Genomic DNA, 22370 nt, shown 5'->3' with positions numbered 1-22370 from the left:
GCGACCGCTCCTAGAACAGGGAGTACCGTTGCGTCATCGGAATATGTTTCGGTGGTGTTGCTGGCGCCGGATACTCCTGGTCGTCGATGGTCACGATGTAGGAGTCCTCGGTGTTCTCCTGCTTGTTCCCGACGTGAATCGTGGGCAGGGCAGCGTTTTTCTTCATGTTCTTCTTGTTCAGTTCACCCGTTGGTTTGATCGGCACCCACGGCGTTTCGGTTCGGAGGGTGGCTTTGCTGGATTCCGCCACCGGAGACACGAAAACGCGCGTGCACGAGGTCACCGCCTTGCCCGAGCTGCCCCAGTTGGTGCGTCCCCAGAAGGGCTCCGGCTGTGACACGGATGCGTTCGGGTCACCACACACTGCCCAGACCTGAACTCCGGCCTGCAACACCATCTCGGCGCGGACTCCGAAAAACCGCGGATCCCACAGCACCAGATCCGCGTACTTGCCGACCTCAATGGACCCGATGTCGTCGTCCATGCCTTGGGCGATGGCCGGATTGATGGTGTACTTGGCGATGTAGCGCTTGGCACGCTCGTTGTCGTGGCGCATGTCCATGTCGCCAGCCTGATCCCGGTCCGGGAATTGCCCCTGCATCGTGTCGGCCCAGTACTGCTTCATCACGTGAGCCGTCTGCCAGGTGCGCATCACCAGTTCCCCGACACGTCCCATAGCCAGCGCGTCGGAACTGGTGATGGACAGCGCTCCGAGATCGTGCAGCACGTTTTCCGCGAAGATGGTGTGCCGCCGGACCCGGCTTTCGGCAAAGGCGATGTCGTTTGGGTCTCGCGAGTTCAGATGGTGCGCAAGGATCACCATCCACTTGGCCTCGGCGGCGGTGTTCCTCGTCAATGGCAGGGTCGGATTCGTCGATGCCGGAAGCACTTTGTCCATCGATGCCAACTGCAGGATATCGGGAGCGTGTCCGCCGCCGGATCCCTCGGTATGAAAGCTGTGAATGCTGCGTCCACTGTTTCTGATGACCTGCGCTGTGCTTTCGTAGAACCCGGCCTCGTTGAGGGTGTCGGAATGCAGTGACACCTGCAGTCCGAACTCGTTCGCTGCGGCGAGCGCGTCTCTGAGAGCTACCGGGGTCGCCCCCCAGTCTTCGTGGATCTTCAGGCCGCAGGCACCCGCCTTGGCTTGGCTTTCCAGCGCCTTCCACGCTTGTTGGCCGCCGCCTGCGCTGCCTTTCCCGTGCAGGCCGATATTGAGCGGCACGGTGTCCATCGCCTTGATCGCCTGTTGGATGTTCCAGGCACCAGGGGTTGCGGTCGTTGCCAGACTGCCGGTGGCCATTCCCGTGCCGCCACCAACGCAGGTGGTGATACCACCGTTGAGCGCGTGCGCGGCCAGCTCAGGCAGCAGGAAGTGCACGTGCGTGTCGATCGCTCCGGCCGTGAGGATCTTTCCGTTGCCGGCGATGATCTCGGTCTCCGGGCCGATCACGAGATCGTTCACCGGGTCATTCGTGTGGGTACTGACCGGAAGGTCTGCGGCCCGCACATCGCTCATGCACTGGGGATTGCCTGCTTTTCCGATGGCGTAAATCTTGCCGTCCCGCAGCGCCACGTCCGCCTTGACGATGCCCCACCAGTCCAGGATCAGCGCGCCGGTGATGACCGTGTCCGGGGTGCCGCGCTCACGGGACGAGGAGGCTTGGCCCATCGACTCGCGGATGACTTTGCCGCCACCGAACACCACCTCGTTGCCGCTGCCGTGCTGGCCCCGGCTGTAGTCCTCCTCAACCTCGATGCAGATGTCGGTGTCGGCCAGCCGGACTTGGTCGCCCTTCGTGGGGCCGAAGCTCTCGCAGTAGACTTGCCGGTCAATCGTCCTGACCGTGGTCGCGAGCGGGACGGGTTGATCCGTCCCGTGCAGCCGCTTCAGGGAGGCGGGAAACTCCCGCGAATCACGCCCGGTTTCCGCACTCATCACGCGTCTCCCCTGGCAGTGTCCGAACCGCGCACGGGCTCCTGACCAACCGAAGCCGACTGAGAGGTTTCGACGTCGTCCGAGTCTTGCCCCTGCTCCGGGTACCAGACCCAGTTCTTGAGGTTTCCTCGCGTGCTCAGCCCGGTTACCGTCCCGTCCCCGGCGAGCGCTACGAGGGGCACCTCATAGGTACATCCCGGTTCGAACCGCCACGCCGTCCCCGCCCGGATATCGAGCCGGTATCCGACGGTCAGTTTCCGTTTTTCTTCCTCGCTGACCGGATCCCCGTCTGCGCCAGCAAGAACCGCGAGACCGTCTGGCCCGGTCACCGCTGGCCCGACGTTCGCCGAGGCGTCGGACTCGGTGTTGGCGTAACCGGAGTTGGCCTCGTAGAAGTGGAAGTGCGACCCTACCTGAATGGCGCGGGTTGCGAAGTTCTTGACCCACACCGTGCGCCGCCACGGCATACCCTCCGGCAGGGGCGGCGGCGGGACGGGTTCGTCGTTGAAGGAAACGGGCTCGTCACCGGGGATCACTTGGCCGGGAACCATGCTCACACCGCCACCTCGTCCTGCTGGATCGGCTTTTGCAGCACGACCATCTTGGTGCCATCCGGGAATGTCGCTTCGACGGCGAGGTCACGCATCATTTCGGGCACCCCTTCCATGCATTCGCTGTGCCGTACCACCTTGGTTGCGCTGTCCATGAGTTGCGGAACGTCCTGACGGCCGGCCCGGGCTTCTTCCAGAATGTAAGCAGTGATGATCGCCATCGCCTCGGGATAGTTGAGCTGAACCCCTTGGGAACGCCGCGTGCGGGCAAGGTCGGCGGCAACATGCACCAGCAACATTTCACGATCTCTCGGGGACAAACGCATGGAAGGCGCCTCCGCTCGAATCTGGTTCAGGCGCACGCGCGGACGCGTGCTGCACTTCAGGAATGAACAATCAGCTTGTCGGGACTTGCTCCCTGCAAGCTGAGCAACACTCACGGGTACGGCTCAAAGCGCCGACACCAGCCCTGTGCAGTGCCGGTTTGCCTACATAGGAACTGCGGGGAGACACCACCACCACCGTCCGCATCCGGTGCCTCATGGCAACGGTGGCGTGAAGATCGCATGCGGTCGCGAAATGGCCGCAGGAATTGACTTCGCGAGAGCCGACACATGCCGCTTAAGGGGAGTCGCGACCCGGAATGACAGTGATGGGTGCGACAAGCAGAGTGTCGGGAGCCGTTTCGTACTCGGGTGTGGTGCAGTCCTTCTGCGGGGTAAGGCCGCAACACTCAGGGCGTTCGATGGCACAGTGCGACCCTAGAGCAAGAGGCGGCAGCCCTTGCCTCGGCAGAAGCATGAAAGATCAACCCATTCGGGTGGTTACATGCTGCGACGGGCTTCTCGGAGTGGGGGTATGGCGTGCCCGCCAACCAACAGCATCGGGCACCGCGATTTACCCTGAACCGGTACGCGGATGTCGTTGTCAGTCAACGACTTCCATATCGTCGCGTGATGGTCGAAGGTCTTGCGCCGGACGATCCGCGGAAAGCGCATCGAGCTGGTGTTGCCGCCAGGCCGTGCGGCGTACCCGGTTTCCCGGGTGCCTGCGGATAGATGACAAGCCGGCGGCGTAATCTAATTCTCACGCCGGGAGATGCGTGCCTCGCAACAGGAATTCCATAGTGGGCATTGGTTATTCTTTGATTTCCGGTGGTTGGGTTGGACATTTCCCATCGGCGCGCGGCTGGTGCTCGCCAGCGCCGCTCAACGATTGACGGCGTGAGGTGCACGCTGAACAAGTCGGCGACGCCGACCGGCGGCAGGTCGGTGACAGCGTGGATCAACGCGGTGTTGCGGGCTTGGCGGTTGTCCATGCCGCACTGCACGAGGTCTTCGCCGAGTGCTCTGTCTTCGTTGCTTAGTCGCGTTCCGCGTCAACCGGCCATACGACGTGATTGGGACTCTGCGTTCGCGTGCTGCCTGCACGACGTCGTGGATTCCTTGAAGGGCATCGGGTGAATCTTCGAAGCCTTGCCGATCAGTTTGTCGAACCGGCGGCGTTCGCCGGCTTTACCTTGCGCTCGCGGTAGTAGGTGGCGGGAAGTACGACTTCGAGCGAGTCGCCCACATCGGGTATCGCTCGGACGAAAGCCCGATCGGCACCGCGAGCTAGGCAACCCCCCCCGGTGAGTCCTTCGCGGTACGCGGACAGCTCGGCCTCCAGTGCGTCGCGGACGAGGGGAGCGCTCGCGGCCTGTGAGATTCGAGTGCCCGGCGATTCCGATTCGCGGCAATGCCGACCCCGACAATCGTGACGGGCACTGATGAACAGGCGAGGACCGAACGAATCCGGGTTGCCAGCGGTTCGCTACACGCTGGGTCGTAGCTTGTAGCGGATGGGCAGGTGTTTGAGGCCACCGATGAAGTTGGTGGCGAACAGTTCGGCCTTGCCGGCGAGCTGGACGCTGTCCAGCCGGGGGAGCAGCTCGGCAAAGAACGCGCGGGCTTCCATCTTCGCCAGCGCCGCGCCGAGGCAGTAGTGGACACCGAAGCCGAAGGCCAGGTGCCGGTTTGGCGTGCGGCGGATGTCGAAGCGGAACGGTTCTTCGAACAGGTCCTCGTCGCGGTTAGCTGAAGGGTAGGACAACAGCACGGAGTCACCCTTGCGGATGGTGGTCCCACGCAGCACGTAGTCCTCGGTGGCCGTGCGCAGGAAGCACTTGATCGGTGTGACCCATCGGATCATTTCGTCGACCGCGGTAGGCAGGAGGGTGAGGTCGTCCTGGAGTTGCCGCAGCTGCTGGGGGTTCTCGATCAGGGCCTGCAGGCCGCCCGCGATCGACGCGCTCGTGGTGTCGTGGCCCGCGGTGGCGATCAGGATGTAGTAGGAGGCCGCGTCGAACTCGGACAGCAATGCACCGTCGAGCCGGGCGTTGGCGATGGCCGAGGCGAGGTCGGTGGTGGGGGTGGCCCGGCGGGCGGCCGTGAGCTCGTTGAAGTAGGTGAGCAGCTCCTGCTGGACGGCGACGAAGCCCTCCGCCCCTCGGCCGCCGTTGATCTCCTGGTCGGCGTTCCCCAACAGCTCCTTGGCCAGCGAGAGCACCCTCGGGAAGTCCGATCTGGGCAAGCCGAGCAGGGAGAGGATGACGTCCAGCGGGTAGTGCACGGCGATGTCGGTGACGAAGTCGCATTCGCCGTCGAATTCGAGCATCCGGTCGACGTACTGCCGGGCGAGCTCGGTGACGCGGGTCTCCAAATGACGCAGCGCGCCGGGTCCGAACCAGTCGGTGCCGATGGCCCGGACCTGCCGGTGCTCGGCACCGTCCATCGACACCAGCGTGCGGAAGTTCGTGCCCTGTGCGGCTGTCCGCTTCTCCATCGCGTCGGGGACCAGAATCGGGCGGGGCGCGTTGCGGAACAGGTCGGGCTGACGCTCGATCTCCATCACGTCGGCGTGCCGGGTGATCGCCCAGAACGGGCGGTAGCCCGGCGCCTCGACCCAGTGCACGGGAGCTTCGCGCCGTAGTAGTGCCAGCGCTTTGTGTATTCGGTCGTCGTTCGCGTAGGCGGCTGGGTCGGCCAACGTCCGGCCCGCGCCCATTAATTTGATGTTCACGCCAGGGCACCCTGCCTCGTGTCGATGGCGACCCGGGACTTTACCGCGTCAATGCCGCGCGCGGAAGGCCGGATTGTGACCAGGGTGACATCTTGCCTTTTTGTTCAGAATTCTCTAGTTAAAAAGGGCAGCTTTAGATTCTTCGGTCGTGCTGTCACGGGAGGCGACCGGTGTGTCGATGTTAGGGTCGCTCCGTCGTGTGTGGACACTCCATACTGGATGTGGCAATGCGCAGAGTTCGTAGTGCGGGAGCCATTTGATGGCATCACTTGAGCCTTCAGTTCCAGCACAGCCGATAGCCGTCGTCGGATTGTCCTGCCGATTACCGCAAGCCGCGGACCCCCGCGGATTCTGGGATCTGCTCACCCGTGGCGTGAGCGCGATCACCAGCGTTCCGCAAGATCGTTGGGACCTGGCCGCACGTTTCGACGAGGAGCTTTCCGGGCGGGGGAGCCTGGGGTCGGGCCGTGGTGGTTTCCTCACCGAGGTCGACCAGTTCGACGCCGCCTTCTTCGGGATCTCCCCTCGTGAAGCCGCCGAACTCGACCCCCGGCAGCGGCTCACGCTGGAGCTGGGCTGGGAAGCGTTGGAAGACGCCGGGATCGTGCCGGGTGCGCTGCGCGGTGAACGGGTCGCCGTGTTCGTGGGCGCGATGGGGGACGACTACGCCACGCTGAGCTTCGCCGACGGCGGCTCCCAGATCGGTCACTACACGGCGACCGGTGTGCAGCGGAGCATGATCGCCAACCGGTTGTCGTACGTGCTCGGTGTGCACGGCCCGAGCTTCGTCGTCGACTCCGGTCAGTCATCCTCCCTGGTTGCGGTTCACCTCGCCGTGGAGAGCCTGCGCCGCGGCGAGTCTTCGGCCGCCCTGGTCGGCGGGGTCACCCTGAACCTGGCTGCGGAGAGCATGGCGGCCACGGCCAGGTTCGGCGCGCTTTCGCCCGACGGGCTCTGCTTCACTTTCGATGCACGCGCGAACGGCTACGCACGCGGTGAAGGCGGCGGTTTCGCCGTCCTCAAGCCGCTGCACCTCGCGCTCGGCGATGGCGACGACATCTACTGCGTGATCCGCGGGACCGCCATGAACAACGACGGTGGCGGCGATGGGCTCACCGTCCCGAACGAGCGCGCCCAGCAGGCGGTGCTCGCGGAGGCGTACCGGCGAGCGGGAGTGGACCCGGCCGAGGTCCAGTACGTCGAGCTGCACGGCACCGGCACGAAGGTGGGTGACCCGATCGAGGCTGCCGCGCTCGGCGCGGTGCTGGGCGCCGGACGCTCCGCCGGTAACCCGCTCCTGGTCGGCTCGGCGAAGACCAACGTCGGGCATCTGGAGGGCGCGGCCGGGATCGTCGGACTGCTCAAGGCCGCGCTCGCCGTCAAACACCGCCGGCTCCCGGCGAGCCTCAACTTCGAGCATCCGAACCCCGCCATCCGCTTCGACGACTGGAACCTGCAGGTCGTGCGGTCGTCGCAGCAATGGCCGGAGTGCAACGGGCCAGTGCTAGCCGGGGTGTCCTCGTTCGGGATGGGCGGCACCAACTGCCATGTCGTGCTGTCCGGTGCGCCCGGGCCGGTGCGGGAGCCCGGTCACGACACCGCCGAACCCGCTGAGGTCGTGTGGACGCTTTCGGCGAAGACATCCGCGGCGCTGCGCGCACAGACCACGGCGCTGATCGGGCACGTCGAGGCTCATCCGGACTTCCGGCCCGCTGACCTCGCCTTTTCACTCGCGACCAAGCGAACCGCGTTCCAGCACCGCGTCGCGGTCGTCGGCGCCGACCGCGACGCACTGCTGGCCCGGCTACGGCCCTTCGCCCGCGGCGAGTACGCGGCCGACGTGGTCGAGGGAACCGTTCTCGCCCAGCCCAAGGTCGCGTTTCTGTTCGCGGGCCAAGGCGGACAGCGGGCCGGTATGGGCCGTGAGCTGCACGCTCGGTTCCCAGTGTTCGCTGCGGCCTTCGACGCCGTGTGTGCGCGGGTCGGTCTGGACGTGCTCTCCGCCGACGACGAGACGCTGGCGCGGACCGAAGTTACCCAGCCCGCCTTGTTCGCGCTCGAGGTCGCACTGTTCCGGCTGCTCGAGTCCTGGGGGATCACGCCAGACTTCGTGGTGGGGCATTCGATCGGCGAAATCGCCGCCGCGCACGTCAGCGGTGTGCTGTCGCTCGACGATGCTTGCCGCATGGTGGTGGCGCGCGGCCGCTTGATGCAGGCACTGCCCACCGGCGGCGCCATGATCGCCGTCCAGGCCTCTGAAGCCGAGGTAGTAACGCTGCTCGACGAGCAGCCAGCGGTGTCGCTGGCGGCGGTCAACGGCCCTTCATCGGTGGTGCTCGCGGGAGCCGTCGCGGACGTCGAGCAGGTCGCTGCCACCTTGGCCGCCGCAGGGCGCTGGACCCGTCGGTTGCGGGTCAGCCACGCGTTCCACTCGGCGTTGATGGCCCCGATGCTTCACGAGTTCCGTCAGGTCGTGGCCGGGTTGACGTTCGGCGAGACGTCGATTCCGATGGTGTCGACGCTGACCGGTCAACCAGCCGACGAGCTCTGGCGGACCCCCAGCTACTGGGTGCGGCATGCGCGCGGCACAGTGCGGTTCGCGGACGCGGTCAAGACACTCCGCGCCGATGGCACCGGACTGTTCGTCGAACTCGGGCCGGACGGGGTGCTGTCGGCGCTCACCAGGGACATCGTCGAAGAAGACCCTGCCGACGCGGTGGTCGCGGTTCCCTTGCTGCGTGCGGCCGACAGCGAAGCGACCACGGCGCTGACCGCGCTGGCACAGCTGCATGTTCGCGGTGTCAGCCCGGAGTGGACGGCCTTGTTAGGCGACCGCGGCCGCGTGCCGTTGCCGACCTACGCCTTCCAGCGGGAGAGCCATTGGCTGCAGGGTCGCGAGCCCGCTCCGGTGCGGACTGTGGAGAACCCGGTCGAGTCGTCCCGCTGGACCGGGGGCGCCCTCGAACTGGTGCGTACCCGCCTGGCGACCGTGCTCGGTTACGCCTCGCCCGGCGGGATCGAGTCCGCTGAGACGTTCCGTGAGCTCGGCCTGAATTCGGTCACCGCGGTCGAGTTCCGCACCGCCCTGGCAACCACGACCGGCCTGCGCCTGCCCACCGGCCTCATCTACTCCTACCCAACTCCGGGCGACCTCGCCCGTTACCTCGATGCCGAGCTCTCGGGCGCGGCGGACCCCGCGAGCCCGGCCTGGCGCGACACTCCCAGCGCCGAAGATCCCGTGGCGATCGTCGCGATGGGCTGCCGTTTTCCGGGCGGAGTGAGCTCACCTGAGGAACTCTGGGACCTGCTGGCCGAAGGCCGTGAAGCGCTCGGCGATTTCCCGCTCGACCGGGGCTGGCAGCCCGATCCCGCGTACCCGGCTGTCGGCGGTTTCCTTCCTGGGATGGCGGAGTTCGACGCGGCCTTCTTTGGAATCTCACCGCGCGAGGCGACCGGGATGGACCCCCAGCAGCGACTTCTGCTGGAGGTGGCCTGGGAGACCTTGGAGCGGGCCGGGATCCTCCCGGAGTCGCTGCGCGGCACCCGGACCGGCGTGTTCGCCGGCTTGGGCCACAACGGGTACGCGGGCAGCGCCGAGACGGGCAGCGTCACCAGCGTCGCCTCTGGCCGCGTCGCCTACGTCTTCGGCCTCGAAGGCCCGGCTGTCACGGTCGACACGGCGTGCTCGTCGTCGCTGGTCGCGCTGCACCTCGCCGCGCAGGCTGTGCGGTCCGGAGAGTGTGAGCTGGCGCTGGCCGGCGGGGTCACGCTCATGGCGACCCCGGAGATCTTCGCTGACTTCGCCCGGCAGCAGGGCCTCGCCGAGGACGGCCGTTGCAAGGCGTTCTCCGCCGGCGCGGACGGCACCGGTTTCGCCGAAGGCGTCGGCCTGCTCCTCGTGGAGCGTCTAAGCGACGCGCGTCGTAACCGGCACCCGGTGCTGGCCGTGGTGCGCGGCACCGCGATCAACTCCGACGGCGCGTCCAATGGCCTGACCGCGCCCAATGGGCTTTCCCAGCAGAAGGTGATCCGTCAGGCACTGCTCTCCGCCGGACTGGCGGCCACCGATATTGACGTCGTCGAGGCACACGGCACAGGTACGCGTCTGGGCGACCCGATCGAAGCCGAGGCCCTGCTGGCGACCTACGGCCGGGATCGCGCGGACCGGCCGGTGCGACTGGGTTCGGTGAAGTCGAACCTCGGGCACACCCAGGCCGCGGCCGGGGTCGCCGGGGTCATCAAGATGGTTCTTTCGATGCGCCACGGTGTCCTCCCGCGCACCCTGCATGCGGACGAGCCGTCGCCGTTCATCGACTGGTCTGGCGGGTCGGTCTCGCTGCTGACCGAAAGCGTCCAGTGGCCGGACACGGGCCGTCCGCGGCGGGCCGCGGTGTCCTCGTTCGGGATCAGCGGCACAAACGCGCACGCCGTCTTGGAACAAGCTCCCGTCATGAACTTCGCCGAGCAGCCGGTTTCGGACGGAGAGCAAGGTGTCACGGCATGGGTACTGTCGGCGAGAACCCAGGCAGGAGTCCGTGCGCAGGCGGCCCGATTGCTGTCCCACCTGGACGAAAACGCGTCGCTGCGACTTTCCGACATCGGTTGTTCGCTGGCCACCTCGCGGACATCCTTCGCACACCGCGCCGCGGTGGTCGGCGGCGACCGCGCCGGGCTGATCGCCGCGCTCAGTGCCCTCGCTCAGGGTGCCCCGGCGGCCGGAGTGGTCGAAGGTATGGCACGCGAGGGCGCCAGAATGGCGCTCCTGTTCGGCGGCCAGGAAAGTCAGCGCCTAGGCGTGGGGCAGGAGCTGCACGCTCGGTTCCCGGTATTCGCCGAGGCCTTCGACGCCGTCGCCGCCCACCTGGGAACGGCACTGCCCGGTGACACAAACTCGTTGGCGCGCAACGGCTTCACCCAACCCGCGTTGTTCGCGTTGGAAGTCGCCTTGTTCAGGTTGCTGGAGTCGTGGGGGATCGCGCCGGATTTCGTGGCAGGTCATTCGATCGGTGAGATCGCGGCCGCCCACGTCTGTGGTGTGCTGTCTCTCGAGGACGCTTGCGTGCTGGTGGCCGCCCGTGACCGGTTGATGCGGGCGTTGCCGCCGGGTGGCGTGGCGGAGACGGTTGCGGACTCGGAGGAGGAGATTTCGCCGTTACCGGAGGGCGTTTCGCTGGATCCGGTACCGGACGAGTTCCGCACGATCGTCGAAGGTCTCGAGTTCGGACGGCCGTCGATCACAGCGGTGTCTGCGGTGACCGGTGCGGTGGTGACCGACGAGTGGAGCACGCCGGAGTACTGGGTGCGCCAGGCGCGGGAGGCGGTGCGGTTCGCCGACAGCCTGCACGCTCTCGAAGCGGCCGGTGTCACGACGTTCGTCGAGCTGGGATCGGACGGCGTGCTATCGGACATGGTCCGGGACGCCCTCGTCGACGCGGTGGCCGTTCCGGTGCTGCGCGAGGACCGGGGCGAGGAAGAGGCCGTGGTCAGCGCGCTGTCCTGGCTGCACATCGTCGGCGTGCCTGTGGCGTGGCATGCTTTCTTCGCCGGCTGCCACCGCGTCGACCTACCGACCTACGCCTTTCAGCGCGAGCGCTACTGGGCAAGGCAGTCTCACGACGTAGTTTCGCTGGGGCTGCGGTCTGCGGGGCACCCGCTGCTCGGTGCCGGGGTGGAACTGCCCGAAAGCGGCGGGTACGTGTTCACCGGCACCCTGTCGGTGGGGTCGCTGCCGTGGCTGGCCGACCATGTCGTCGGTGGTTCGGTGCTGTTGCCGGGTACCGCATTCCTGGAGCTGGCCGTCCTAGCCGGCGACGAGACCGGGTGCGATCGGGTCGAGGAACTCGTTCTGGAAGCGCCACTGATCTTCACCGGGCCGGACGAGGTCGGGGTGCAGGTCGTGGTCGGTGGTGCCGAAGCCGCGGGCGGCCGGTCGGTCGGGGTGTACTCGCGGTCCGGGATCGACGGACCGTGGGTTCGCCACGCCACCGGAGTGCTGGGCGTGCGCGGTGCGACGACGGCCGAGGCTGTGGAATGGCCTCCAGCCGGAGCCGTACCCGTGAACCTGGAACGGTTCTACGAGGATTGTGCCGAGGACGGGTTCGACTACGGCCCGGCGTTCCAGGGGCTGAAAGCGGTGTGGCGGCGAGGCGACGAGGTCTTTGCCGAGATCGCCGCCGCGACTGACTCGGACGCCTACCGACTGCATCCCGCGCTGCTCGATCCGGTGGTGCAGGCGACCAGATTCCTCGGTATCGACGAGCCAGGAGTCGGGCGGGTGCCGTTCTCCTGGAGCGGGTTTTCCCTGTATGCCGTCGGCGCTTCGGCGGCCAGGGTCCGGCTGGTCCGGAGCGGGGCGGACACGGTGTCGTTCACCCTCGCAGACGCCTCCGGTCTGCCAGTGGCTTCCGCCGAATCCCTCAGCCTGCGGCGAATATCGCTGGTCGACGTTTCCGGTGCGCGTGGCGCCCTGTTCAGGCTTGACTGGGCGCCGCTGGCCGGCCCTCTCGGAGACGGGGCCTTCGTCGAGCTGGATGCCCTCGAGACCGACGCACCGGTGCCCGCCACGGTCGTGGCCAGAGTGCTCGCCCCGACCATCACCTCGACGCCCGTGGCGGTACGCGAGGCAACCACCGCTGTGCTGGATCTGCTTCAGAACTGGCTGGGGGACAACCGGTTCGAGGACTCCCGATTGGCCGTGGTGACCAGGCACGCCGACCGAGACCCCGCGCTCGGCGCCGTCCGAGGTCTGGTGCGATCGGCGCAGTCGGAACACCCGGGCCGGTTCGTGCTGGTCGACCTCGACGACGAACCCGCGTCCGAGGGCGCGTTGTCATTGGCGTTGGCCTCCGGTGAGCCCCAGCTCACGGTGCGGGCGGGAGAGGTCTTCGTCGGCCGCTTGGCACGGTTCGCCGTTCCGCCCGCTGCGCGGCCGTGGAACGCCGATGACCACGTGCTGATTACCGGTGGGACCGGGGGCCTAGGTGCACTGCTGGCCCGCCACCTGGTGACCGGACGTGGTGTGCGGCGCTTGTTGCTGCTCAGCCGCCGCGGTGAGGCCGCCGACGGTGCGACCGAGCTGGTCGCGGAGATGACCGCGCTCGGTGCCGCCGTCCGCGTCGTGGCCTGCGACGTCGCCGACCGTGGCGCGTTGGCTGAGGTGCTCGGGTCGGTTCCGGTTGAGCATCCGCTGACAGCGGTGATCCACGCTGCGGGGGTGCTCGATGACGGTGTGCTCAGCGCGCTGAATCCGGAGCGGTTCGACGCGGTGCTGGGGCCGAAGGCCGACGCCGCCTGGCATCTGCACGAGCTCACACAGGGTATGGACCTGTCCGCGTTCGTCGTTTTCTCCTCTGTGGCCGGGATCTTCGGCAACCCCGGGCAGAGCAACTACGCCGCCGCGAACGGTGCACTGGACGCGTTGACCGGCTATCGGCGTTCGCTCGGGCTCCCCGCGCTGTCACTGGCCTGGGGCGCCTGGGAGCTGCCGGGCAGGGCACGCGAGGGCATGTCGTCGCAGGCGCACCGGCGGCGGATGGCGCGCGCCGGACTGTTACCGCTTTCCGCCGAGCTGGGACTGTCGCTGTTCGACGTGCTGGTCGGTTCGGCCGAAGGAACCGTCGTGCCGGTCCCGCTGGACTTCGCGCGGCTGCGGAGTTCCGGCGAGATCCCACTTGTGCTGCGAGGCCTGGTAAGCGGGACTGTGCGCCGAGCCACCGCGAGCGCGATGGCGACGACGCTGGCCGGGCAGCTCCGCGAGTTGCCCGACGGCGAGCGCGGTGACGCCGTCGTGGCGCTGGTGCGCGACCGGATCGCCGCTGTGCTGGGTCACACTGGTGCGGACGCGATCGACCCCGCGCTGCCCTTTATCGAACTGGGTGTTGACTCCCTGGCGTCGATCGAGCTGCGCACCGTGTTGGCGACGGCGACGGGGGTCCGGCTGCCCGCGACGCTGGCGTTCGATTATCCGACACCGCTTGGGCGGGGCGTCCGCGCCGGGCCGGGGTGTCCTCGTTCGGGATCAGTGGCACCAACGCCCACGTGATCATCGAAACCACCCCCCCAACCGAACCAAACGAACCAAACGAACCGGCCGAACCAATCGAAGCAGCCGACGCCGAAAGAGTCGAAGAAGCGGAAGAAGCGGTTGAGGCGGTTGAGGCGGTGTCTGTTGTGGTGCCGTGGGTTTTGTCGGGTAGGTCGCCGCGGGCGGTGTGGGAGCAGGCGGGGCGGTTGGTGTCGTTTGTGGATGGGCATGATCTGTTGGATGTGGGTTTTTCGTTGGCTACGACGCGGGCGGTGTTCGAGCATCGTGCGGTGGTGGTCGGTGACCGGCGGGCTTTGGTGGCGGGGTTGGAGGCGTTGGCCGGGGGTGGGGATGGCCCGGAGTTGGTGGTGGGTGTGGCGGGGATGGCGGGCAAGGTGGTTTTCGTGTTCCCGGGGCAGGGGTCGCAGTGGGTGGGGATGGCTGGTGGGTTGCTGGGTTCGTCCCGGGTGTTCGCGGACTCGATGGCGGAGTGTGCGGCGGTGTTGTCGGAGTTCACCGACTGGTGGTTGTTCGACGTGCTCGATGATGAGGTGGCGCTGGCCCGGGTTGATGTGTTGCAGCCGGTGTTGTGGGCGGTGATGGTGTCGTTGGCGGCGTTGTGGCGGTCTTTTGGTGTGGTTCCGGACGCGGTGGTCGGGCATTCCCAGGGTGAGATCGCCGCGGCGTGTGTGGCCGGGGCGTTGTCGTTGCGGGACGGGGCCCGGGTGGTCGCGTTGCGCAGCCGTGCCCTGCGGGCACTGGCCGGGCAGGATGGCACGGCGTCGGTGCACTCTCCGGCCGACTCTGGGGCGCATTCGGTTCAGGTGGAGTCGATTCGCGACGAGATCCTGCGAGACCTCGCGGGGATCACTCCGGCCGACGCGCGAATTCCGCTGTATTCCACCGTCACCGGTGACGTGCTCGACACCACTGGCATGGATGCCGGCTACTGGTACCGCAATCTGCGTGAGACCGTCCGGTTCCAGCAGACCACCGAGACGCTGCTCGCCCAGAAGTTCGGTGTGTTCGTGGAGGTGAGTCCCCATCCGGTACTGACGGCTGGGATCACCGAAACCGCCGGGGACCGCGCGCTGGTGGCTATGACGCTGAGACGCGGTGAGGGCGGATTCGAGCGGTTCCTGCGGTCGGCGGCCGAACTGTTCGTGCACGGCCTGGCCGTCGACTGGACTCCGGCGTTCGCCGGGGCACGCCGGGTGCGACTGCCGACGTACGCATTCCAGCGTGAGCGGTATTGGCCAGACGTGGCGGAACCACGGGAAAACGCGGTCGCGCTCGGCTTGGCCGCGTCGGAACACCCGCTGATCGGCGCCGGGGTGGAGCTGCCCGGATCGGATGGGCTCCTGTTCACCGGTCTCCTGTCACTGCGTGCACAACCCTGGCTCGCCGATCACACAGTGGCGGGCTCGACGTTGTTCCCCGGTACGGGTTTCGTGGAACTTGCGATTCAGGCCGGAGAAAAGGCCGGCTGTGACCGCGTTGACGAACTGACCCTCGAAGCGTCGCTGGTGCTGCCCGAGAACGACGGTGTGCAAGTGCAGGTCGCCCTCGGCGGACCGGACGAAACCGGCAGGCGCGTGGTGACCTTCCACTCTCGCGCCACGCCTGAGGCGCCGTGGGTCCGGCATGCCACCGGGGTGCTGAGCCCCGGCACGCCCGCGCCGGATCCCGAGATCGGGGTGTGGCCCCCAGCCGGGGCCGAACCAGTGTCCCTCAACGGGTTCTACGCCGAACTCTGCGATAGCGGCTTCACTTACGGCCCCGTGTTCCAAGGACTCAGAGCGCTGTGGCGACGCGGTGACGAAGTCTTCGCCGAAGTCGCTCTGACCGAGGACCCGACCGGTTTCGGCTTGCACCCTGCGTTGCTGGACGCGGCGCTGCACGCGAGCGTGCCCGCAGTCGGTGGCGGACGTCTGCCGTTCTCGTGGAACGGCGTATCGTTCTACGCCACCGGCGCTACGGAACTTCGCGTGCGACTCACCCCAACGGCGTCGGACAGCGTGTCCTTGTCGCTCTTCGATTCCAGGGGCGCGGTCGTCGCCTCGGTCGAGTCCTTGGTACTGCGTCAGGTCTCGCCGGACGACCTGGCTCGGACCGATGCTGATCCGTTGTTCCGCACGGAATGGGTGCCGCTGACCTCGTTGTCGGCCACCGAAGACTGGGCCGAGCTCGGACCGGACGGCATCGATGCCCTGACCGGCGAGATCCCGGCCTCGGTGCTCGTCCGGGTCGATTCCGGTGCGTCCGAGCGTGCCACCACCACGCTGGCCCTGGCACAGACCCAGCTGTGGCTGGCGGATGAGCGGTTCGCCGAGTCACGGTTGGTGTTCGTGACTCGCGGAGCCGGGCTCGACGTCGGCCAGGCAGCCGTGCAGGGGCTGGTGCGTACGGCCTGTACGGAACATCCAAGCCGGTTCGCCCTGATCGACCTCGACGATACAACCGCATCGGCCGCCGCACTGCCGAGCGCCTTGGCCTCCGGCGAGCCGGAGCTGGTCATCCGGGACGGCCAGGTCGGAGTCGCCAGACTGGCGACGGTCTCGGTCTCCTCGGAAAGCGGCGATTCGCCGTGGGACGCCAACGGAACAGTGCTCATCACCGGCGGCACCGGCGGGCTGGGCGCGCTGCTGGCCCGGCATCTCGTGGCGGAGCGCGGTGTGCGGAACCTGCTGCTGCTCAGCCGCCGAGGCCCGGATGCCGAGGGCGTGGCGGAGTTGGTGGCCGACATGACCGCGCACGGAGCCGACGTCCGCGTGGTGGCCTGCGATGCTTCGGATCCCGGGGAACTCGCCGGAGTCTTGGCGTCGGTCCCCGTCGAACACCCGTTGACGGCGGTCGTGCACGCCGCCGGGGTGCTCGACGACGGTGTCCTCGGCTCGCTGAACCCCGAGCGCTTCGACACCGTGATGCGGCCGAAGATCGACGCCGCCCGGAACCTGGACGAACAGACCCATGACCTCGCGGCGTTCATCCTGTTCTCTTCGGCCGCCGGGGTGCTCGGTACCCCCGGCCAGGCCAACTATGCCGCCGCGAACGCGGCTCTCGACGCGCTGGCCGCCCGTCGGCGGTCGCGCGGGTTGCCCGCGTTGTCGATCGCGTGGGGCCTGTGGGAGCAGCGCGGCACGATGACCGCGCACCTCGGTGAGCTGGACCTCCGGCGCATAGAGCGCTCCGGGATGCCGCCGCTGTCGAACGAACAGGGGCTCGCCTTGTTCGACCGGGCCGTCGACACGGTCACCGACGCGACGGTCGTGGCCATGCGATTCGATGCGCATGCCCTGCGCGGCGCGGGAGAGATCCCGCCGATCCTGCGTGGTCTGGTGCGCGGGGCTTCCCGGCGCTCTGCGGCCACGGGCGCGGGGAACGCGGATACCCTGAGGACACGGTTGGCCCGGCTGCCTGAAGGCGAGCGGGACGGCGTGCTGCTCGACCTGGTGCGGACTCAGGTCGCTGGGGTGCTCGGTTACGCCACCGCCGAGCCGATCACGGTGACCCATGCGCTCACCGACCTTGGCTTCGACTCGCTGACTGCGGTCGAGCTTAGGAACCGGCTGACCGCCGAGACCGGGCTGCGGCTGCCCGCGACGCTGGTGTTCGATTACCCGACGGTGCCTTTGCTGGCGGAGTTTTTGTTGTCTGAGTTGATGGGTGGGGGCTCTTCGGGAGTGGTGGCCACGGCCCCGCTCGCGCAGGTGTCGGATGATCCGGTTGTGATTGTGGGTATGGCGTGTCGTTATCCGGGTGGTGTTGGTTCGCCGGAGGATTTGTGGGATCTGGTGTGTTCGGGTGGGGATGGTATTTCGGGGTTTCCGGTTGATCGTGGGTGGGATGTCGAGGGTTTGTATGACCCTGATCCGGGGAAGGTGGGGACTTCGTATACGCGTGAGGGTGGGTTTTTGTATGAGGCGGCTGATTTCGATTCCGGGTTTTTCGGGATTAGGCGTTGGCGACGGATCCGCAGCAGCGGTTGTTGCTGGAGACGTCGTGGGAGGCGTTCGAGCGTGCGGGGATCGTTCCGGCGTCGTTGCGGGGGAGTCGGGGTGGTGTGTTCGTCGGTTCGATGTATCACGATTATTCGTCTTCGTCGTTGGTGAGTTTCCCTGCGGATGTTGAGGGTTATCTGGGTATCGGTAATGCGGGTGGTGTGGTGTCGGGGCGGTTGGCTTATCAGTTTGGGTTTGAGGGGCCGGCGGTGACGGTGGATACGGCGTGTTCGTCGTCGTTGGTGGCGTTGCATCTTATGGGTTGACCGCGCCGAATGGTCCGTCGCAGCAGCGGGTGATCCGGCAGGCGCTGGCGGCGTCAGGCTTGTCCACTTCGGATGTCGATGTGGTGGACGCGCACGGCACGGGTACGAGGTTGGGTGATCCGATCGAGGCGCAGGCGTTGCTGGCCACGTATGGGCAGGAGCGGGATGTGCCGTTGTTGCTGGGTTCGGTGAAGTCGAATATCGGGCATACCCAGGCGGCGGCGGGGGTGGCGGGGATCATCAAGATGGTCATGGCGATGCGGCATGGGGTGGTGCCCCGGACGTTGCATGTGGATCAGCCGTCTTCGCATGTGGACTGGGCTGGTGGCGCGGTGGAGTTGGTGACCGAGTCGGTGTCCTGGCCGCAGGCGGGGCGTCCGCGCCGGGCCGGGGTGTCCTCGTTCGGGATCAGTGGCACCAACGCCCACGTGATCATCGAGGTCCCGCCCGCAGCCGAACCAGCGGATGTGACCGAACCAGCGGATGTGACCGAGCCGGCCGATGTAGCCGATGTGGAAGCGGTTGAGGCGGTTGAGGCGGTGTCCACTGTGGTGCCGTGGGTTTTGTCGGGTAGGTCGCCGCGGGCGGTGTGGGAGCAGGCGGGGCGGTTGGTGTCGTTTGTGGATGGGCATGATCTGTTGGATGTGGGTTTTTCGTTGGCTACGACGCGGGCGGTGTTCGAGCATCGTGCGGTGGTGGTCGGTGACCGGCGGGCTTTGGTGGCGGGGTTGGAGGCGTTGGCCGGGGGTGGGGATGGCCCGGAGTTGGTGGTGGGTGTGGCGGGGATGGCGGGCAAGGTGGTTTTCGTGTTCCCGGGGCAGGGGTCGCAGTGGGTGGGGATGGCTGGTGGGTTGCTGGGTTCGTCCCGGGTGTTCGCGGACTCGATGGCGGAGTGTGCGGCGGTGTTGTCGGAGTTCACCGACTGGTGGTTGTTCGACGTGCTCGATGATGAGGTGGCGCTGGCCCGGGTTGATGTGTTGCAGCCGGTGTTGTGGGCGGTGATGGTGTCGTTGGCGGCGTTGTGGCGGTCTTTTGGTGTGGTTCCGGACGCGGTGGTCGGGCATTCCCAGGGTGAGATCGCCGCGGCGTGTGTGGCCGGGGCGTTGTCGTTGCGGGACGGGGCCCGGGTGGTCGCGTTGCGCAGTCGTGCCCTGCGGGCGTTGGCGGGGGGTGGTGGCATGGTGGCGGTGTCGTTGCCGGTGGCTGAGGTCGCCGGGTATGCGCGGCGGTATGGGGTGTCGGTGGCGGCGGTCAACAGTGCGTCGTCGGTGGTGGTCTCCGGTGAGGTGCCGGCGTTGGAGGGGTTGGCCGAGGAGTTGGGGGCGGCGGGGGTGCGGGTGCGTCGGGTGCCGGTGGATTATGGGTCGCATTCCGGTCAGGTCGACTCGATTCGTGAGCGGGTTCTGCGGGATCTCGCGGGGGTGTCCGCGGTGGCTGCGCGGGTTCCGTTGTATTCGACCGTTACCGGTGAGGTGCTGGATACCGCTGGCATGGATGCCGCGTATTGGTACCGGAATCTGCGTGAGACCGTCCGGTTCCAGCAGGCCACCGAGACCTTGCTGGGTGAGGGGTTCGGTGTGTTCGTGGAGGTCAGTCCTCACCCGGTGCTGACTCCCGCGATCACCGATACCGTCGGGGAGCGGACGTTGGTGGTCGGGTCGCTGCGTCGTGATCAGGGTGGCCTGGACCGGTTCCTGCGGTCGGTCGCGGAGTTGCATGTTCGTGGTGTGTCTGTGGATTGGGTGCCGGTGTTTCCTGGTGCGTGCCGGGTGGGTCTGCCGACGTATCCGTTCCAGCGTGACCGGTACTGGCCCGAAGCCGTGGCCGGTGCTGGTGCTGGTGATGTGACCGCGGCCGGGTTGGGTGTGGTGGATCATCCTCTGCTCGGTGCGGGGGTCGAGCTTCCTGGCACGGACGGGTATGTGTTCACTGGTCGTCTTTCGCTGCGGACTCATCCCTGGCTGGCCGATCACGCCGTGGCCGGGGCGGTGTTGTTTCCCGGGACCGGTTATGTCGAGCTCGCGGTCCGGGCGGGGGATCAGACGGGGTGTGACCATCTTGAGGAGCTCACCCTGGAGAAACCTTTGGTGTTTCCCGGCACGGGCGGGGTGCGGATCCAGGTCGCGGTGGAAAGCCCGGATGAGTCCGGGCGGCGTGTGTTCGGTGTTTACTCTCGCGCGGATGACGAGACCGAGACGGTCTGGGTCTGTCACGCGACCGGTGTGCTCCGCACCGGCACACCCACGACACTGCCCCAGCCCGAGCCGGGTGTTTGGCCCTGAACCGATCGACCTGGACGGTTTCTACCAGCGGCTGGCCGACGCGGACTTCGGTTACGGTCCCGCCTTCCAGGGACTGAGGGCCGCATGGCACTGCGGTGACGAGATCGCCGCCGAAACCGCCCTACCCGACACCATCGACCCACACGGATTCACCCTGCACCCAGCACTCCTCGACGCAGCCCTGCACCCGGCGTGGATCAACGGAGACGAGAGCGGCCGTCTCCCCTTCTCCTGGCGCGAGGTCGCCCTGCACGCCACGGGTGCTACGCACCTGCGGGTGCGACTGCGACGGACCGAAGTGGACACCGTGTCCCTGCGGCTGTTCGACCGGACCGGCCATCCGGTGGGTTCGGTGGACTCGTTGACAACCCGTCCTGTCGATGTCGGTGCGCTCTCGTCGGCTGGGACCGATGGACTGTTCCATGTGGACTGGGTGCCGGTGAGCGCCGAGCCTGCGGCGTCGGTGCTCGTGGTGGGCGGTGAGTTGGCAGGGTTCGATTCCTTCGCCGATCTCAAAGAACTGGGTGTCGCGATCGAAAGCGGCATGCCGACGCCGGAGGCCGTTCTCTTCCCGGTCGCAACAGGTGCGGTGGCGGTGCCCGATGCGGTGCGCGCGTTGACCGCCGACGTCCTCGGCGTCGTCCAGGACTGGTTGTCCGACTCCCGGTTCGCTGGGGTGCGAGCGGTGTTTGTGACTGCTGGTGCTGTCGACTGCGACGGACCGGCACGGACACCATCTCACTCACGCTGGCCGATCCCGCCGGGGCACCAGTGGCATCCATCGACGCACTAACCCTGCGCCCGGCCGACGGAGCGGCACGACGGGTTTGGGGGGCGCAAGAGTCGCTGTTCCGTCTCGAGTGGACGCCGGCGCTTGCCGCCGCGGTGGCCCCGGCGGGCTCCGTAGCCGTACTAGGCGATCTGGCGTTGCCGGGAGCGGAGTCCGTGCGCACCCTGGCGGACCTGGTCGCGGTGCCCGAAACGGTGGTCATCCCGCTCGTCGCCACTGCGGGCTCGACCGTGCCGGAGGCGGTCCGTGAGCTGACCACCCAAGTCCTGGACCTGATCCACATCTGGTTGTCCGACTCCCGGTTCGCTGGGGTGCGAGCGGTGTTTGTGACTGCTGGTGCTGTTCGTGGTGTGTCGGATCTTGCTGCTTCCGGGGTGTGGGGGTTGGTGCGTTCGGCGCAGGTGGAGCATCCGGGCAGGTTCGGGCTTGTCGATGTCGATGGGGATACCGTTTCTGCCGGGGCGATCGCGGTGGCCGTGGGCTCCGGTGAGCCGCAGGCCGGGGTTCGTGGTGGTGAGGTGCTCGCGGCCCGGTTGGCGCGGGTCCCGGCTGGTGACGGGCTGGTGCCTGCGGTGGGTGTTCCGTGGCGGTTGGATGCCGGTGGGCGTGGCACGGTGTTGATTACCGGTGGCACGGGTGGTTTGGGTGCGCTGCTGGCTCGTCATCTGGTCGTTGAGCATGGGGTGCGGCGTTTGTTGTTGGTCAGTCGCCGTGGTGGCGGGGCCGAGTTGGTCGCGGAGTTGGCCGCGTATGGCGCGGAGGTTGGTGTTGTCGCGTGTGATGTCGCCGATCTTGACGCGTTGGCTGGGGTGCTCGGGTCGGTTCCGGTGGAGCATCCGTTGACGGCGGTAGTTCATGCCGCTGGGGTGCTGGATGATGGTGTGATCGAGTCGTTGACTCCGGAACGCCTGGATGTCGTGTTACGGCCAAAGGTGGATGCGGCCTGGAATCTGCATGAGCTGACCCGCGATTGCGATCTTTCCGCGTTTGTGATGTTTTCCTCGGTTGCGGGGGTGTTCGGTGGTGCTGGGCAGGGTAATTACGCGGCGGCGAACACGTTTTTGGATGCGCTGGCCGAGTATCGTCAGAGTCTCGGGTTGCCGGGTCAGTCGCTCGCGTGGGGGATGTGGGATCAGCGCAGCGGGATGACCGGGCATCTTGGTGAAGCGGATCTTCGTCGGATGGCGCGTTCCGGGATGCCGCCGATGTCCACCGAGCAGGGCCTGGCGCTGTTCGACACGGCCACCGGCCTTGCCGATGCCGCCGTGGTCGTGACCCCACTGGATTTCCGCGCGCTCCGGAGCCAGCCGGAAATCCCGTCGGTCTTCACGGGGCTCGTCCGGCCTGCCTTCCGGCGGTCTGTTGCGCATGCCGGCGGACCGGGTGCGGAGACGTTGCGTGATCAGCTGGTCGTGCTCGACGCCGCGTCGCGTCGCGCGGCGGTGCTCGACGTGGTGT

At 67.3% G+C, this 22370-nt stretch carries 6 protein-coding genes and 4 pseudogenes; 6 read left to right on the top strand and 4 right to left on the bottom strand.

Going from position 1 to position 22370, the window contains the following annotated elements:
• Positions 1 to 10: 10 nt before the first annotated feature.
• The 4 genes from ureC to SSPN_RS0116450 form a co-directional block, all read right to left on the bottom strand.
• Positions 11 to 1939 carry an urease subunit alpha gene (gene ureC, locus SSPN_RS0116475; protein WP_010696255.1) on the bottom strand — a complete coding sequence of 643 codons (1929 nt, stop codon included), beginning with the start codon at positions 1937 to 1939 and terminating at the stop codon, positions 11 to 13.
• The gene (locus tag SSPN_RS0116470) at positions 1939 to 2490 is read right to left on the bottom strand and encodes an urease subunit beta (RefSeq protein ID WP_044572994.1); all 552 of its coding nucleotides are present in this window, start codon (positions 2488 to 2490) and stop codon (positions 1939 to 1941) included. Before SSPN_RS0116470 ends, ureC begins: the two co-directional genes overlap by 1 nt.
• A gap of 2 nt (positions 2491 to 2492) precedes the next feature.
• Entirely contained in the window at positions 2493 to 2816 is a 324-nt protein-coding gene (locus SSPN_RS0116465; protein ID WP_029535403.1) for an urease subunit gamma, read from the bottom strand.
• Positions 2817 to 4302: 1486 nt separating this feature from the next.
• Positions 4303 to 5550 carry a cytochrome P450 gene (locus SSPN_RS0116450; RefSeq protein ID WP_010696251.1) on the bottom strand — a complete coding sequence of 416 codons (1248 nt, stop codon included), beginning with the start codon at positions 5548 to 5550 and terminating at the stop codon, positions 4303 to 4305.
• 259 nt (positions 5551 to 5809) lie between these two features.
• On the opposite strand from SSPN_RS0116450, the gene SSPN_RS54840 reads away from it, so the two are divergent.
• The 6 genes and pseudogenes from SSPN_RS54840 to SSPN_RS61640 all read left to right on the top strand — a co-directional run.
• The gene (locus tag SSPN_RS54840) at positions 5810 to 13591 is read left to right on the top strand and encodes a type I polyketide synthase (protein ID WP_148271978.1); all 7782 of its coding nucleotides are present in this window, start codon (positions 5810 to 5812) and stop codon (positions 13589 to 13591) included.
• A pseudogene (locus SSPN_RS63270) lies at positions 13531 to 14856 on the top strand (acyltransferase domain-containing protein); the annotation flags it as partial. The gene SSPN_RS54840 and the pseudogene SSPN_RS63270, both read left to right, overlap by 61 nt.
• Positions 14836 to 15663 (top strand): annotated as a pseudogene (locus SSPN_RS63265) (polyketide synthase dehydratase domain-containing protein); the annotation flags it as partial. The pseudogenes SSPN_RS63270 and SSPN_RS63265, both read left to right, overlap by 21 nt.
• Positions 15664 to 15966: 303 nt before the next feature.
• Positions 15967 to 19990 (top strand): annotated as a pseudogene (locus SSPN_RS62680) (type I polyketide synthase); the annotation flags it as partial.
• 118 nt (positions 19991 to 20108) lie between these two features.
• Positions 20109 to 20915 carry a polyketide synthase dehydratase domain-containing protein gene (locus SSPN_RS61645; RefSeq protein ID WP_010696247.1) on the top strand — a complete coding sequence of 269 codons (807 nt, stop codon included), beginning with the start codon at positions 20109 to 20111 and terminating at the stop codon, positions 20913 to 20915.
• A gap of 224 nt (positions 20916 to 21139) precedes the next feature.
• A pseudogene (locus tag SSPN_RS61640) lies at positions 21140 to 22370 on the top strand (beta-ketoacyl reductase); the annotation flags it as partial.

It is taken from the genome of Saccharopolyspora spinosa NRRL 18395, assembly GCF_000194155.1.
Classification (GTDB): Bacteria; Actinomycetota; Actinomycetes; order Mycobacteriales; family Pseudonocardiaceae; genus Saccharopolyspora; species Saccharopolyspora spinosa.
Note: the sequence above shows the minus strand (reverse complement) of the source record. Positions and strands in the feature narration are given on the sequence as shown.

Excerpts from the sequence above, each read along its gene's own strand:
- ureC (WP_010696255.1), bottom strand. The coding sequence starts at position 1,939 with ATGAGTGCGGAAACCGGGCGTGATTCGCGGGAGTTTCCCGCCTCCCTG.
- SSPN_RS0116470 (WP_044572994.1), bottom strand. The coding sequence starts at position 2,490 with ATGGTTCCCGGCCAAGTGATCCCCGGTGACGAGCCCGTTTCCTTCAAC.
- SSPN_RS0116465 (WP_029535403.1), bottom strand. The coding sequence starts at position 2,816 with ATGCGTTTGTCCCCGAGAGATCGTGAAATGTTGCTGGTGCATGTTGCC.
- SSPN_RS54840 (WP_148271978.1), top strand. The coding sequence starts at position 5,810 with ATGGCATCACTTGAGCCTTCAGTTCCAGCACAGCCGATAGCCGTCGTC.